The 14,637-nt window shown below is 61.2% G+C and carries 9 protein-coding genes; 5 read left to right on the top strand and 4 right to left on the bottom strand.

Going from position 1 to position 14,637, the window contains the following annotated elements; translation table 11 throughout:
• Positions 1–225: 225 nt before the first annotated feature.
• Complete coding sequence (locus tag NW826_RS07890; RefSeq protein ID WP_414509845.1) at positions 226–2,088, bottom strand: M61 family metallopeptidase; 1,863 nt, start codon at positions 2,086–2,088, stop codon at positions 226–228.
• 289 nt (positions 2,089–2,377) lie between these two features.
• Between NW826_RS07890 and ntcA the strand changes: the two genes are divergently transcribed.
• Both ntcA and eno read left to right on the top strand, forming a co-directional pair.
• The gene (gene ntcA / locus NW826_RS07895) at positions 2,378–3,052 is read left to right on the top strand and encodes a global nitrogen regulator NtcA (protein ID WP_414333132.1); all 675 of its coding nucleotides are present in this window, start codon (positions 2,378–2,380) and stop codon (positions 3,050–3,052) included.
• A 190-nt stretch (positions 3,053–3,242) separates the two neighbouring features.
• Entirely contained in the window at positions 3,243–4,526 is a 1,284-nt protein-coding gene (gene eno, locus NW826_RS07900; protein ID WP_414509846.1) for a phosphopyruvate hydratase, read from the top strand.
• Here the strand turns inward: eno and NW826_RS07905 are convergent.
• Entirely contained in the window at positions 4,513–6,579 is a 2,067-nt protein-coding gene (locus NW826_RS07905) for a prolyl oligopeptidase family serine peptidase (RefSeq protein WP_414509847.1), read from the bottom strand. The genes eno and NW826_RS07905 overlap by 14 nt on opposite strands.
• A 117-nt stretch (positions 6,580–6,696) precedes the next feature.
• Between NW826_RS07905 and treZ the strand changes: the two genes are divergently transcribed.
• Positions 6,697–8,517 (top strand): malto-oligosyltrehalose trehalohydrolase, encoded by a 1,821-nt coding sequence (gene treZ, locus NW826_RS07910; RefSeq protein ID WP_414509848.1) that lies wholly within the window; start codon positions 6,697–6,699, stop codon positions 8,515–8,517.
• Here the strand turns inward: treZ and NW826_RS07915 are convergent.
• Both NW826_RS07915 and NW826_RS07920 read right to left on the bottom strand, forming a co-directional pair.
• Positions 8,490–10,019 carry an FAD-binding oxidoreductase gene (locus NW826_RS07915; RefSeq protein ID WP_414509849.1) on the bottom strand — a complete coding sequence of 510 codons (1,530 nt, stop codon included), beginning with the start codon at positions 10,017–10,019 and terminating at the stop codon, positions 8,490–8,492. The two genes, treZ and NW826_RS07915, sit on opposite strands and share 28 nt — an antisense overlap.
• 34 nt (positions 10,020–10,053) lie before the next feature.
• A complete protein-coding gene (locus NW826_RS07920) occupies positions 10,054–11,382 on the bottom strand; it encodes a four-carbon acid sugar kinase family protein (protein ID WP_414337999.1) in 1,329 nt (442 codons plus the stop codon).
• A gap of 255 nt (positions 11,383–11,637) precedes the next feature.
• Between NW826_RS07920 and phoU the strand changes: the two genes are divergently transcribed.
• Together phoU and NW826_RS07930 are read left to right on the top strand one after the other, a co-directional pair.
• The gene (gene phoU, locus NW826_RS07925; RefSeq protein ID WP_414333153.1) at positions 11,638–12,279 is read left to right on the top strand and encodes a phosphate signaling complex protein PhoU; all 642 of its coding nucleotides are present in this window, start codon (positions 11,638–11,640) and stop codon (positions 12,277–12,279) included.
• 173 nt (positions 12,280–12,452) lie between these two features.
• Positions 12,453–14,627, top strand: a complete 2,175-nt coding sequence (locus tag NW826_RS07930) for a ribonuclease R family protein (RefSeq protein ID WP_414509850.1) — start codon at positions 12,453–12,455, stop codon at positions 14,625–14,627.
• Positions 14,628–14,637: the final 10 nt, after the last annotated feature.

The raw sequence follows: 14,637 nt of genomic DNA on the forward strand, positions 1-14,637 counted from the left end.
GTTGGTTTGCTAAGTGTTGCTACTGTACCCCTTGATTACTTAACAGGCTGTATCTCTCTAATGATCTCTTGTTTCCAGATTTCCGGTCTAGGACTGACCTTGTAATGGCGAGCAACGTAAACACCCAATGAGAAACCAACAGCCACCCCAATTAATAAAACCAAAACGAAGTCCATTAGATTCGCTCCTGACCCCTGTTGTTACTTCTCGTTTAAGTTAACTAGGTTACTCGCTTGTTTCAAGATTCTCAGGCGAGGTGAGCGAATTTTCAAGAAGAGGCGTATCTTGTCCCGAAGAGCCGAGCAGGGATCCCAGCCAGCCCTGCTGGAGCGCTTTCTGGGTGGGAGTGAGTTGCGGCAACGCTTCGAGGGTGTAAACATCCGGGCGGGGTGGATCCAAGGGGATCCAGAAGTGTTTCAACTGATCGCCTTGAAAGACGCTCAGGCAGACGACCTGGTGGGGCTGGTAGGCCGCCAAGCGTTCTGACAAATTGGCAGCGCTTACCCGGAAGCCATCCAAGGCCACCAGCTCGTCGCCGGCCCAGATGCCTGCTTTTTGGGCCGGGGATCCCATCTCCACTGTGCTGATGCGGTTGCCTTCGCCGTTGAAGTTCAGGCCCAGATAGGGGGAAGGGTCAGGGCGGCTGAAGTGGGCCTTGAGGGTGAGGCCAAAAGGGTGGAGGTGAGCGTTGTAGTCCAGCTCTTCCGTACCTTCCACATAGGCGGCGAAAAAGCGGCCAAGATCGGCGCCGGCTGCCCGCTCAAAGGCTTCCCGCAAGTCTTGGTGGGTGTAGCCTTTCTCAAACCGGCCAAAGCGCTGCCACAAATCCTGCATGGCCGTGTCCAGGGATCCCTGGCCCCCCGAAAGGTGGCGAATGTGCAGATCCAGCAGCCAGCAGACCAAAGCGCCCTTGAGGTAATAGGAAACCTGGCTGTTGAGGCTATTTTCGTGGGGACGGTAGAGTTTGATCCAGGTGTCGAAACTGGATTCCCGCAGCGATTGCACGGCCCGACCCGGAGTACGCTGCAGCCGGCCAATTTGCTCGGCCAGGATCTGCAAAAAATCTTTGGCAGTGAGGATCCCTGCCCGCAGCAAGATGACATTTTCGTAGTAGCTGGTCGCCCCCTCGCAAAACCAGAGGCAGTCCACATAGTTTTCTTGGTTGTAGTCAATTTTCTCCAAAGCCAGAGGGCGCAGCCGCTTGACGTTCCAAGCATGGAAAAGCTCGTGGGCCAGCAGCGCCAAAAAGCGGCGGTAGGACTGGGGCCGACGCAGCTCCAGGCCAGAATAGTTGAGGGTGGTGCTGTACTTGTGCTCTAGGCCGCCAAATCCCCCTGCCGACAAATGCACAATAAACCAGTAGCGGTCGTAGGGCAGCCCGCCGAAAAACGCCGCAGTGGCCCGGACAATTTTCTCGGCATCGGTCACCGCTTGCTCCAAATCCAGAGTGCCCGCTCCCCAGACCACCAAGTAGTGGGGGATCCCTTCCACTGCAAACGACCGCAACTGGTGCAGCCCCACCTCCACCGGGCTATCCACCAGCTCGTCGTAGTCTGCCGCCACAAAAGACTGGCCGGAAGCAGGATCCTCAGAAGAAGACCTCAAAGGCCGCAAACTGGTGGCGATGCGCCAATCTGGCTTGGGAGGGATCACCGTCAAGGTGTAGGGTTCCCGCTCGCGACCGGGCACATAGAAAAAGAGCGCCGCCCCGTTGAAGTAGGCGTGGGTGAGATCCAAATGGTTGGTGCGCACCGTCAGCTCGTAGGCATAGACCCGATAGCGAACCTTCACAGCCGAACAGCCCGGCGGCTCGATCTCCCAAGTGTTCTTATCTACCTTCCGCCAGGCCAAAGGGATCCCTTGCTCCGTTGCCGCCTGAAACTCTTGCACATGGCGGGCATATTCCCGCACCAGGTAGGATCCCGGCGTCCACACCGGCAGCCGCAGTCGCAGAGGCACTTCTGGATCCACCTCTTGGATCTGTAGTTCCACCTCCAGCAGATGCTTGGCCGGCTCCGGCATCCGCACTGTGAAATGCTGGCGGCTCAGTTGAGAAGGTGCAGCAACAACAGCCTCCGGGATCCCCATAGGATTTTCCAGTCCACCACTTGCTTCCTACCACCCAGAGCTGGCAAGGCCCCAGTGACAATAGCCCTTATCCTACCCTTGGCTTGGGATCCCTTTGTGGAACAGAAACGAGACCTAAAAACGTAGCCCATGCTACAAAGATGCCTAGGCAGAACCTTCTACCTTAGGGTAAACCCGGCTATTGTTGCCGATTCTGGAGTCGATAGGGTTGCAACTCGGCCCAATGCTTCTAAATTGATCTTACATGGATTGATCTTAGGTATAAACTGACCTCAAAAGGTTGATGAGTATGGTGGTGGCCGTCGCAGAAAAATCTCTGATCACAGCCTTCAAGCAACTGGGAGGCCCTCACCATCCTCCGGTTATCGAAACGTTTGAACGTGGTAAGACCATCTTTTTCCCTGGGGATCCGGCGGAGCGGGTTTACTTTTTGGTGAAAGGAGCTGTCAAGCTCTCGCGGGTCTACGAAATGGGGGAAGAAATTACCGTTGCTCTTCTACGGGAAAACAGCATCTTCGGGGTGCTCTCCTTCATCACAGGGCAGCGCTCCGACCGCTTCTATCACGCGGTGGCCTTTACGCCTGCTGAGTTGCTCTCTCTGCCGATTGAGCAGGTGGAAAAATCCCTGCGGGAGAACGCCGAACTGGCCATGTTGCTGCTCAAGAGCTTGTCTTCCCGCATTTTGCAAACGGAGATGATGATCGAGACGCTGGCTCACCGCGATATGGGATCCCGTCTGGTTAGCTTTTTGCTGATCCTCTGCCGCGATTTCGGGGTGCCTGGCCCGGATGGGGTCACCATTGATCTCAAGCTGTCTCACCAGGCCATTGCCGAAGCCATTGGCTCGACCCGCGTCACCATCACCCGTCTGTTGGGAGAGCTGCGCAAGAAGAAGTACATTTCCATTTACAAGAAGAAGATCACTGTACACGACCCGATGCGGCTGAGCCACCGCTTTGTCTAGAGGGGATGGGGCCTAAACTCTGCCCCCCAAACCAGCCAATGCTCAATTCACCCCTGCAGCTCCGCAGAATCTTTGGGTTCTCTCTCTTAAAGTTTTCTGGAAGCTGACGGGATCCCGGTCAAGGATCTATTAGCCTGTGGGGGGATCTGGCTTTGGCCAGAGCTGTCTAGCCAATTGCTGAGGTGTAACTGTGGAAACGGCCATCGAGTGGATTACCGCCCATGAGATCCTCGACTCGCGAGGACGCCCCACCCTAGAAGCCCTGGTGGGCCTGGCCAACGGAGCAACGGGCTTGGCGCAGGTGCCCAGCGGCGCTTCGACCGGTACCTTTGAGGCCCACGAGCTGCGGGACGGGGATCCCAAGCGCTATGGAGGTAAGGGCGTGCTGAGGGCGGTGGAAAACATTCTTGGCCCCATCCAGTCGGAGCTGCGGGGAGAAGATGCCCTCAACCAAGCCCGCATCGACCAGTTGCTGATCGACCTGGACGGCACCCCCAACAAGTCCCGCCTGGGGGCCAACGCCATTTTGGCAGTTTCTCTGGCGACGGCCAAAGCGGCGGCGGAAGCGGTGAGCCTGCCTCTTTACAAATATCTGGGCGGGCCTTTTGCCAACTTGCTGCCGGTGCCGTTGATGAACGTGCTCAACGGCGGTGCCCACGCCGACAACAACGTGGACATCCAGGAGTTTATGCTGGTGCCCATTGGTGCGGCCAGCTTTCGCGAGGCGCTGCGCTACGGGGCCGAGGTGTTTGCGGTGCTGAAGACGGTGCTACAGCAGAAGGGGCTGTCCACCGGGGTGGGGGACGAAGGCGGATTTGCCCCCGATCTCCCCTCCAATGCGGCAGCTTTGGATCTGTTGCTGACGGCCATCGAACAGGCAGGCTACAGGCCGGGGGAAGATATCGCCTTGGCCCTGGACGTGGCCGCCAACGAGCTGCTGCAGGATGGGCAGTACCACTTCGAGGGCCAAGCCCGTAGCGCCGAGCAAATGGTCAATTACTACGAGCAACTGCTGGCCAACTATCCCATCCTTTCCATTGAAGATGGACTGGCGGAGGAAGACTGGGCCGGCTGGCAGGCCCTCACCACTCAACTGGGATCGCGGGTGCAACTGGTAGGGGACGACCTGTTCGTCACCAACCCAGCCCGGCTGCAGAAAGGCATCGACAGCGGCGCCGCCAATGCCATCTTGATCAAGCTCAACCAGATTGGCACGCTGACGGAGACGGTCTCGGCCATGCACCTGGCTAGCCAGGCAGGTTTTCGCTCTGTGATCAGCCACCGCTCCGGTGAGACAGAAGACACCACCATCGCCGACCTGGCGGTGGCCACCCGCGCCGGCCAGATCAAAACCGGATCCCTCTGCCGCAGCGAGCGCATTGCCAAATACAACCAACTGTTGCGCATCGAAGACGAGCTGGGGGAAGCGGCAGTCTATGCCGGCCGGGTGGGCCTGGGCCCTAAAGCTCGCTAACTCCCGTTCCATCCCTCCCCAGCACCTGCACCAAAAAGGCCCAGCGGTCGGCGGTCTCTTCAATGAGCTTGGTGGTGGGCTTGCCGGCCCCGTGGCCGGCTTTGGTGTCGATGCGAATGAGGATGGGCTGGGATCCCCCCTGTGCCGCCTGCAGGGCAGCAGCAAACTTGAAGCTGTGGGCCGGCACCACCCGGTCGTCGTGATCTGCTGTGGTGATCAGGGTGGCGGGATAGGCGGTGCCGGGCTTGAGGTTGTGCAGGGGGGAATAGGCGTAGAGGGCCTTGAATTCCTCGGGGTTGTCCGGGGATCCGTACTCCGAGACCCAGGCCCAGCCGATGGTGAACTTATGAAAGCGCAGCATGTCGAACACCCCCACAGCGGGCAGGGCCGCGGCAAACAGCTCCGGCCTTTGGGTCAGGCAGGCCCCCACCAAGAGGCCGCCGTTGCTGCCGCCGGCGATGGCCAGCTTCGAGGGGTTGGTGTAGCCATGGGCCATCAGCCACTCAGCCGCGGCGATGAAGTCGTCGAAGACCTTTTGCTTGTTGAGCTTGGTGCCCGCCTGGTGCCAGGCTTCCCCATATTCGCCGCCGCCACGCAAATTGGGCTGGGCGTAAACTCCCCCCATCTCCAGCCAGGCCACCAGGCCCACCGAGAAGCTGGGGGTCAGAGAGATGCCGAAGCCGCCATAGCCGTACAGCAGGGTGGGGTGATCCCCTGTCCGCGCTAGGCCACGGCGGTGGACAAGGAACATGGGAATGCGGGTGCCGTCTTTGCTGGCGTAGAACACCTGCTGCACCTCATAGGCCTGGGGATCGAAATCCACCTGCGGTTGGCGAAAGAGGGTGCTGCTGCCGGTGGTGAAGTCGTAGCGGTAGATGGTGGGCGGGGTGGTGAAGCTGGTGAAGGTGTAGAAGGTTTCGGTGTCGTAGCGCTTGCCGCCAAAGCCGCTGGCGGATCCCAGCCCCGGCAGAGGGATCTCCCCCTGGTAGGTGCCGTCTAAAGCAAAGGTCTTGATCTGGGTGTGGGCGTCTTTGAGGTAGAAGGCAACAAATTGATTGTGGATGAGGCTAACCCCTTGCAGGGTCTCCTCAGCCTCAGGGATCACCTCTTGCAGTTGCCCTGGGCTGTCCAGGTCAAGGGCCACCAGTCGCCGCCGCGGAGCCTGGAAGTCCGTCAGCAGCCAAAAGCGGGAGCCGTCGTTGCCGACAAAGCTGTACTCGGCCTGGAACTCGCAAATGAGCTCCACCACCGGCGAGTTGGGATCCCGTAGGTCTTTGTAGAAGAGGAGGTTTTTGGGATCCGTGCCCCGCCAGACGGAGATGATCAGGTAGTTGCCATCTTCGGTAACCCCGCCAGCAAAGCCCCACTCTTTTTGGTCGGGGCGGTGATAGATCAAGACATCTTCTGACTGGGGGGTGCCGAGGCGGTGGTAGTAGAGCTTTTGGAAGTAGTTGGCGCTTTCGTACTCGCTGCCGGGGGGTGGCTCGTCGTAGCGGCTGTAGAAAAATCCCTGCCCATCCCGTGTCCAGCTGGCCCCAGAGAACTTAATCCAGCGCAGGTGATCCGGCAGGTCTTCTCCGGTTTCGATGTCCCGCACCTTCCACTCCTGCCAGTCGGAGCCGGAGCGGGAGAGGCCATAGGCCAGGTAGCGCCCGTCGCGGCTGATGGCAATGCCTGAGAGGGCTACAGTGCCGTCTTCCGAAAACGTGTTGGGATCCAGCAAAACCCGGGCTTCGCCCTCCAGGCTTTCTTGCGTATAGAGAACACTCTGGTTTTGCAGGCCGTCGTTTTTGAAGTAGAAGTAGCGGCCGCCCTCTTTGAAGGGCTGGCTGTATTTTTCGTAGTTCCAAAGTTGGGTCAGGCGCTCCAGGAGCCGCTGCCGCGCCGGGATCCGCTGCAGATAGTCAAAAGTTAGCCGGTTTTGCGCCTCGATCCAGGCTCGCGTCTGCTCAGAATCCAGATCCTCCAGCCAGCGATAGGGATCCGGCACCGGCTGCCCATGGTAGACATCGACAACGGTGGGATCCGGATGGCTGGGCGGGTAGTTAAACATAGGGACGGAGCAGCAAAGGGTTAATTCCACTATGGCAGAGAAGCCCAAGACCTTGACCTGGCAGGCCTAGGGGGGCAAGCCCCGCTATAGTAGAAGCCAAGTTATAGAATGGGTTCCGTGCTTTCCCCTCCAGTTAGACGGATTGGCGCCTATCCCTGCGGCCAGGGCCACTACCGCTTCTCGGTGTGGGCGCCCTTGGTCGAACACGTGGAGCTAAAAGTCATCAGCCCCGTCCAACAGGTCATCCCTCTGGCCCAGGATGGGCAAGGCTACTGGCAGGGTGAAGTGGAGGGGATCCCACCGGGGCCAGTGGACTACCTCTACCGCCTGCACACCTCAGCGGGGGTGGTGGAGCGGCCGGATCCCGCTTCCCGCTGTCAGCCCCGCGGCGTCCATGGCCCTTCGCGGGTGGTGGATCCTCACTTCGACTGGCAGGATGAAGCCTGGAAGGGGATCCCGCTCTCCCAGTGGATCCTCTACGAGCTGCATGTAGGCACCTTTACCCCGGAGGGCACCTTTGCCGCCCTGATCCCCCGCCTGCCGCAACTGGTGGAGCTGGGGGTCAACGTGCTGGAGCTCATGCCGGTGGCCCAGTTTCCGGGGGAGCGCAACTGGGGCTATGACGGCGTCTATCCCTATGCCGTGCAGGTCAGCTATGGAGGAGCAGCGGGCCTGAAGGCGCTGGTCAATGCCTGCCACCAGCAGGGCCTGGCTGTCATTTTGGACGTGGTCTACAACCACCTGGGGCCGGAGGGGAACTACCTGCGGAACTTTGGCCCCTACTTTACCGACAAGTACTGCACCCCTTGGGGGGAGGCCCTCAACTTCGACGACCGCTATTCCGACGGCGTGCGGGAGTTTTTCCTGCAAAATGCCGAATACTGGCTAGAGGAGTTTCACCTGGACGGCCTGCGGCTGGACGCGGTGCATGCCATCTACGACTTCAGCGCCCACCCTTTTTTGCAGGAATTGGCAGAGCGGGTGGAGGCCCTGGAGGCGCGCACAGGCTGGCCCAGGGTTCTGGTAGCCGAAAGCGACCTCAACGACGTCCGCCTCATCACCCCCCGCGAGCAAGGGGGCTACGGCCTAGATGCCCAGTGGTGCGACGACTTCCATCACTCAGTTCACACCCTGCTTACCGGGGAAAAGACAGGCTACTACCAAGACTTCGGCCAATTGGAGCACCTGGCCAAGTCCTACCGCGAGAGCTACGTCTATTCTGGGCAGTACTCCCGCTACCGGGCCCGCCGCCACGGCAATTCCGCTCTCGCCAGGCCGGGCTCCCAGTTTGTAATCTGCATCCAAAACCACGACCAAGTGGGCAACCGCCGGCTGGGAGAGCGCCTCAGCCAGCTCACTTCCCTAGAGGGCCTGAAGTTGGCCGCCGCCGTCCTGCTGCTGGCTCCCATGCTGCCGCTGCTGTTTATGGGGGAAGAGTATGGGGAGGTGGCCCCGTTTCTCTACTTCATTAGCCACGGGGATCCCGACCTGGTGGAAGCGGTGCGCCAGGGACGGCGCCGCGAGTTCAGCGCCTTTGCCTGGCAAGGGGAGGTGCCGGATCCCCAGGCAGAGGAGACCTTCTTGCGCTCCAAGCTCAACTGGGAGCTGGGCACTGCTGGCCACCACCAGGTCTTGCGGCGGTGGTACCAAACCCTCATTCACCTGCGCAAGACCCTGCCGCCGCTGCAAAACCTGGAACGGAGTTCGGTGGGGGTGGAGCTGTTTGCTCCAACCGGCCTGGCGCTGCACCGCCAGCAGGGATCCCAAGCCGTTCTGGCCCTGTTTAACTTCAGCTCCGACCAAGCAGCCACCTACGCCCAATGGCCCAACGGCCAGTGGGAGAAGCTTCTAGATAGCGGCGACCAGGGATCCTCGGCAAAAAACCAAGGGGATCCCGTTGAGGTGCCGCCCTATGGAGTAGTGGTGTACGGCCAGTGATCCCGACCGCAGCCGTAGCGCCAGGCCTCGCGCCGCCGCTGCCAGAAGTAGTCTTGCGGGGCTGCTTCCAGGCGGTCGGCTAGCCTTTGCAAGAGCTCGTAGAGGCCGAGGGCGCCAAAGTGGCCCGCCCAGGCCACCAGCTCCGGCAACCCCAACCGGGGCAAAAGCGCGGCCACCAGGGCTGGATCTTGCCTCATCACCCCCCACAGCGCCTGGGCCAAGCCGCCAAACTGCACCACATCCTGCAAAAAGGGCTGCACCACCTGGGGGCCGGCGGCAACCATGGCCTCAAACACTCTGCTCAACAGGCGGTTAATGCTGTTGGGATCCCAGTTTTTCTCTCCCAAAGGAGGGATCATCGCCTTCTGAAAAAGCCAGGTTACCGCCAAATTAGGCTGGTAGGGCTGCAGCAGGGCCAGGGCCGCCTGCTCCAACTGCCGCTGCACCAGCGCCTCGTGGATCCCCTGCTGCAGGCGATCCAGATGGCGCAACATCGCCCCAAAGCCGCCAAAGCTCAAAGGCGACTGGCTGCCGCTGCTGTCGCCAACCGCCAAGAGGCGATCCCAGGGCAGTTGCAGCGGGCTGCGGCGGTAGGCGGGGAAAACACCACACAGCTTGCGCAGCCAGCGGATCTGGGCCAACTCGGCCCCCTGGTAGGCAGGGAGCAGCCGGCAGTAGTCCTGCCAAAGCCTCTCCAGACTGGGTCGGCGGGGATCCCGGTCGCAGTAGGTAAAGAGATAGGTGGTGCGGCCATCGCGGGCGGGGAAGGCCTCCCAAAAGGGCTGGTAGCCCTCCTGGGCGGGGGTAAAGCTGTAGAACAGATCCCCAGTGGGTTGCTCCGGCAGCCCCTGGGCGCAGGATCCCACCACCAGACAGACGCTGTCCGGCGGCTGCCCTTGACGGGCCTGGGCCAAGATGGGGGAGCGGTGCCCCATGGCATCCAGCAGCAGTTGGGCGCTGAGCTGGCCGGTGGTGGTTTGGATGCGGATCCCATCGGGGTGGACCGTGGCGCCCAGAAACCCGGTTTGCTCCCGCACCTGGCCCCCCCAGGCCAGAAAATGCTGCTTGAGGAACTCCAGCAAGCTGACCGGATCCACGCCCACGTTCAGCACCCCTTCCACCCACCAGGTGGGGCCCTCCCCAAAGCCAATGCGCCCCCTGGGGTAGTGGGTCACCTGCACCGCCTCCCACTCTGTCGAGGTGAGCAACTCCAGCTCTAACAACACCTGCAGCTCCTGCCGGGAGGTGTTCCACTCCTGCTCCCGCCCCCGCAGGCTCCCCCGCTCGATGAGGATCACCCGCCAGCCCCGCTGGGCCAAAGCCGCTCCCAAGAGGATCCCCAGGGTGCCGCCGGCAATCACCACATCGGCATCCCGGCTGCCCAGGCGCTCAGAACAGCGGTGCACCACCGCCGCGGGCAACGCCGTCTGCCCCTGGCGCAGGGATCCCCACCAGGCCTCCGAGGCGGGCAGAGCTTCAGGCGAAGAGATGAGTTCAGCCATGGCGGGAAGAACCGACAGAAGCGTTCCCTCTAGGCTAGACCAGCCCGCGGCTGTGGAGGCGACGGTGGATCAAAGCCAGCGTATCCACCTCGCCCACGTTGCCCGGAAACAGCACCACCGGCAAGTTGGGAAAGCGGGGGTGATCCGCCGGCGTGAGCACCATGGAGACCCCTGGGTAGATCTGCCCCAGCAGCCGCACTGCCGGCAGGTTGAGGCCGAGGCTGAGGGTGTCGTTGGAGGTGATGCCGCCCTTGCTGACCAGGTAGCCAATCCCCTCCGGCAGCCCCTGCACAATGGCCATCAACAAACGAGAAACCCTCTGCCCAAAGGCCAGGCGTGCCTCTGGGGTGGCACCGTCGAACCTCACTTCTTCTCGGCTGGTGTAGACCACCGGCGTCAGGCCCTGCTCGTAGGCGCGCTGGACTTGGCTCAAGATGGCCGGCAGCAGCTCCGCTTCCCGCCCCGGTTCCAACAGGCGCTTCACCTCCACTTCAATGCCCTGGATCCCTGGCTCCTGCAACAGGCGGGCCAACTGCTGGCTGGACTTTTGCACATGGGATCCCACGATCACCACCCCTGGCCGGTCGGAGCGGACAAACTGCCCCATTTGCTCTGGCGGAACCGGCTGCGGCGGCAACTGGGCTAGAGCCGTCAAGAGGCTGGCGGCGCTGCGAAACAAAAAGCGCTTCCCCTGCTCCAGAGCCGCCCAAACATCCTGGGCAAAACGATCCAGATCCGCTTGGGTTTCTCCATCCACCACACAGCAGACATTCCCCTCTAGACCCAAAAGCTGCTCCAGACAGCCGGCGCGGATCTGCTCCAGCGTCAATCGCACCACCTGCTCAGCCTGGATCCGCCCCTGGGTTTTTTCCTGCACATAGTCGGGCAAATAGCTGTGGTGGTAGCCGAACACCGCATCGCGGGCAAACTCCGTTTCATGCACGGGCACCCAGCGGCCCTCCACCCGCAGGTAGTGGACGCTGTCGCGGGTGATGCGCCCTCCCTCAAAAAAAGCCGGCACCAGAAAATGGGCATCAAAAGGCCCCAGCTCCGCCGCCATGACATCGGTTTCCAAGGGGTAGTGCCCGCGCAGCGTCGAGTCGGAGCGGCTGACAAAGAGGGCCCGCTCCCACCCCAGCTCCCCCATGGCCTGCTTGAGGGCCCGGCAGACCGACCGTGTCACCTCGGCAGCCTTGGCCGGCGGCAGGGATCGCGTGTTGGTGAGAATGAAGCGAATTGGCGAGCCATCCTGCAGGCCCAGCTTGAGCGTTTCCGCATCCCAGCGGGTCAGCAGCAGGCAACTGTGCACGGTCTGGGATCCGGTGGGATCATCATCCAGCACGACAATGGGGGGACGAGTCATCGGAGTATCTCAATCCAGAACGACAGCATAGCCCCAAGCCTCCAGGCGGAGACAACCTCGCAACACCCCACCCGCTTGCACCCCCTCCTTATCATCCTCTCCCAAATTGGCCGCTCCCTCGATCCCCATCCTGTTTTTTCTCTTGATTCGAGAGAAGTTTGCCATGATTGAGATCTACCGGTGCAATCGACTGGCTTCGGGGGCCGCCAACAGTGGCAGCCACTCCCTCCCACCTACATCCATGGGGAAAAAGCCATGGGGCAAGCTGAGCTGCAACTTCAGATCAAGCGGATTCAGCAGGACGTGCTGCGCATGGGGGCGCTGGTGGAAAAATCGGTGGTCTTGGCCCAGCAGGCCCTGTTTGAACAGAACTTGGCCGCTGCCGAACAGGCCATCTCCCAAGACAAGCAAATTGACCGTTTTTATCGTCAAATCGAGAAAGATTGTATTAGCTTGATCGCCTTGCGCTCGCCGGTGGCACAAGATCTGCGCTGGATCAGCGCCCTGATGCAACTGGTGCGGGATCTGGAGCGGATTGGCGACTACGCCAAAGACTTGGCCGAAGTGGCCTTGCGCTTGGCTTTCTACCCGCCGCCGCCGGAGCTGAGGCACATTCGCGTGATGATGCAGCGCTGCCAGAAAATGCTCAGCCATAGCCTGGCGGCCCTGACGGAGTTGGATGCCGAGCTGGGCCGACAACTGAAGCGGGAAGACGACGCCGTTGATGAAGACTACACCAACCTTTACAATACGTTGGCGCAACAGTCGGACATCAGGGGATCGATCGAGCCTATCCTGTTGATGTTGCTGGCGATCCGCTACCTAGAACGTCTGGCCGACCACAGCACCAACATCGGTCAGCGGGTGGCTTTTATCGTCACCGGCCACCGAGATTAACGCCAACGGGTTGAGTCTTGCCCTGTCTTAACCCCCCTTCTTCCCTCCTCCTTTCCCTGACACCCAAAATGGACTTCTCTCGGATTTTTCAGCATTTTCTCTCTCAGGAACAATGGACCGACAAAGACACACTTCTTGCTCTCTTGCCATCCCCTGATCCAGAAGCGCAGGAAATGCTTGAGATTGCCCTCGATGGTCTGGTGCGGGCAGGGTTTCTCGAACGCACAGGGGATCCGCCTCGCTATCGGCGTAGGCCGGATGAATCCCTGGTGGTGGGGCGCTTGCGCTGTTCCAGCAAGGGCTTTTGCTTCGCCATCCGGGATGAGCCGGGGGCGGAGGATGTGTACATCCACGGCAGCAACCTCAGCGGCGCTTGGAACGGCGACCAAGTGATAGCCCGGATCACCAAAGAGGGCAATCGCCGCCGCAGCCCGGAGGGAGAGGTGGTGGCCGTCATGGAGCGGGCCAACCCTACGCTGGTGGGCCGCCTCAAACAGACGGAACAGGACTTTCGGGTGGTGCCTTTGGATGACCGGCTGCTGTTCGAGCTGGCCTTGACGGAGGGATCCCCTGCCGAGCTGGCGGAAGGTCGGGTGGCCTATGTGGAAGTGGAGCGCTATCCGCTGGGAGATTTGCCCCCCGTGGGCACGATTCGCAAGATCTTGGGCGACGGCCCGGAGGCCTCCATCGATGCAGATCTGGTTTGTTGCAAGTACGACCTGCCGCAGGAGTTTCCCCCGGCGGTGCTAGAAGCCGCGGCCGCCCTGCCCAAAAAGCTGAGCCGCTCCGACCAAAAGAGCCGTCGCGATCTGCGCGATTGGTTTTGCATCACTTTAGAACCCTTGGATCTGCAGCACCCCCACGGCCTCGAGCCCAACGTGGCCGTCTCCCTGCAGCGGCAGGAAGAGGACAACTGGCTGCTGGGGATCCACATTGCCGACGTGGCCCACTGGCTGGATCCTGAGCATCCTCTGGAGCAAGAAGCTCAGCAGCGGACGGCCACCGTTTACCTCGACACGAGGGTGTTGCCTCTTTTTCCGCCGGAAGTGCACAGCCGCCTGGCTCTGTTGCCGCAGCAGGAGCGCTTGGCCTATTCGTTGCTGTTAACCATCGACCCAGAGGGGGTGGTACAAAGCTTCGAGATCCATCCCAGCCTGGTGCAGTCGCGGGCTCACCTCTCCTATGGCCAGGTGCAGGCCCTCTTGGCCACCGCTGCGGATCTGGGCCCTGAGGAGGAGGTGCCAGAATTGATGGCCCTGCTGCAAAACCTGCTCCGCCTCAGCCAAATCCTGCGGGTCAAACGTCACCAAGCGGGCGGCTTTGACCTGCCCCTGTTGGATTTGCTCACCCCCCACTCCGCTGACGAGAGCGGCTACGGCCCCCTTTTGATCAGCGATCGCCTCGGCGCCCACGCTCTGATGACCGAGGTGCTGCTGCTGGCCAACCAAACCTTGGGCCACCATTTGCGCCAATTGGGGATCCCTTCCTTGGCCCGCGTGCAGTCCGCCCCCACTGCCGAGGCCCTGCAGAACTTTTTGCGCCTGGCCAACGCCATGAAGCTGGATCTGAATTTGCAGGATCCAGAAGCCGTGACCTTGGCCGATTGGCAGCGGATCTGTGTCCGCATCACCGCCCCCGATGTGTTGGCCGCAGGGACTAGCCCAGCCTTGGTGGCCCAGTTGTTGGCCACTTTGCCCCCCGTCGAGTATTGCCTGCAGCCTCTGCAGGAGCCCCTCGGCCATTTTGGCTTGGGCCTTAAAGAACCCTACGCCACCTTTACGGCCCCTTTACGCCGCTATGCCGATTTGCTGAATTTGCGTGCTTTGCACCTGGCCTTGAGCAAAGGACGGGATCGCCGCAGCCCGCGCTCCAAAACCGTGGTGGATCTGCACGGCCCCGGCGGCTACGGCCAGATCGACTGGCAGGTGTTGCCACCCAAGCTGCAGGAGGAATGGCAGGCCTTTCTCCAGGCGCAACTGCCCAAAATCCAGGCGGGGCACCGGATCCGGCAGCACGCAGAACGGGAGCTGATGGGCCTGAAGCGCTCTGAGTTCATGCAAAAACATCTGGGGGAGGTGTTCCCCGGCCTGATCATCGGCGTCCAGAACTACGGCTTTTTTGTGCAGGTGGATCCCATCTTGGCGGAAGGGTTGGTGCGGGTCAGCACCCTGAAAAACGATTGGTACGAGTACCGCAGCCGCCAGCAGGCCCTGGTAGGGCGCAAGAGCCGGCGCCAGTTCCGTCTGGGGGATCGAGTGGAAGTGCAGATTAAAAACGTCGATTACTACCGCCAGCAAATTGATTTGGCAGTGATCGGCGAGGGCCGCCCCTGCGAAGAAGAGGAATAAGGCGGGGATC

It is taken from the genome of Synechococcus sp. OH20, assembly GCF_047502685.1.
Taxonomy (GTDB): Bacteria; Cyanobacteriota; Cyanobacteriia; order Thermostichales; family Thermostichaceae; genus Thermostichus.

Coding starts and splice junctions, on each gene's coding strand:
- NW826_RS07890 (WP_414509845.1), bottom strand. CDS start 2,088: ATGGGGATCCCGGAGGCTGTTGTTGCTGCACCTTCTCAACTGAGCCGC.
- ntcA (WP_414333132.1), top strand. CDS start 2,378: ATGGTGGTGGCCGTCGCAGAAAAATCTCTGATCACAGCCTTCAAGCAA.
- NW826_RS07905 (WP_414509847.1), bottom strand. CDS start 6,579: ATGTTTAACTACCCGCCCAGCCATCCGGATCCCACCGTTGTCGATGTC.
- NW826_RS07915 (WP_414509849.1), bottom strand. CDS start 10,019: ATGGCTGAACTCATCTCTTCGCCTGAAGCTCTGCCCGCCTCGGAGGCC.
- NW826_RS07920 (WP_414337999.1), bottom strand. CDS start 11,382: ATGACTCGTCCCCCCATTGTCGTGCTGGATGATGATCCCACCGGATCC.
- phoU (WP_414333153.1), top strand. CDS start 11,638: ATGGGGCAAGCTGAGCTGCAACTTCAGATCAAGCGGATTCAGCAGGAC.
- NW826_RS07930 (WP_414509850.1), top strand. CDS start 12,453: ATGCTTGAGATTGCCCTCGATGGTCTGGTGCGGGCAGGGTTTCTCGAA.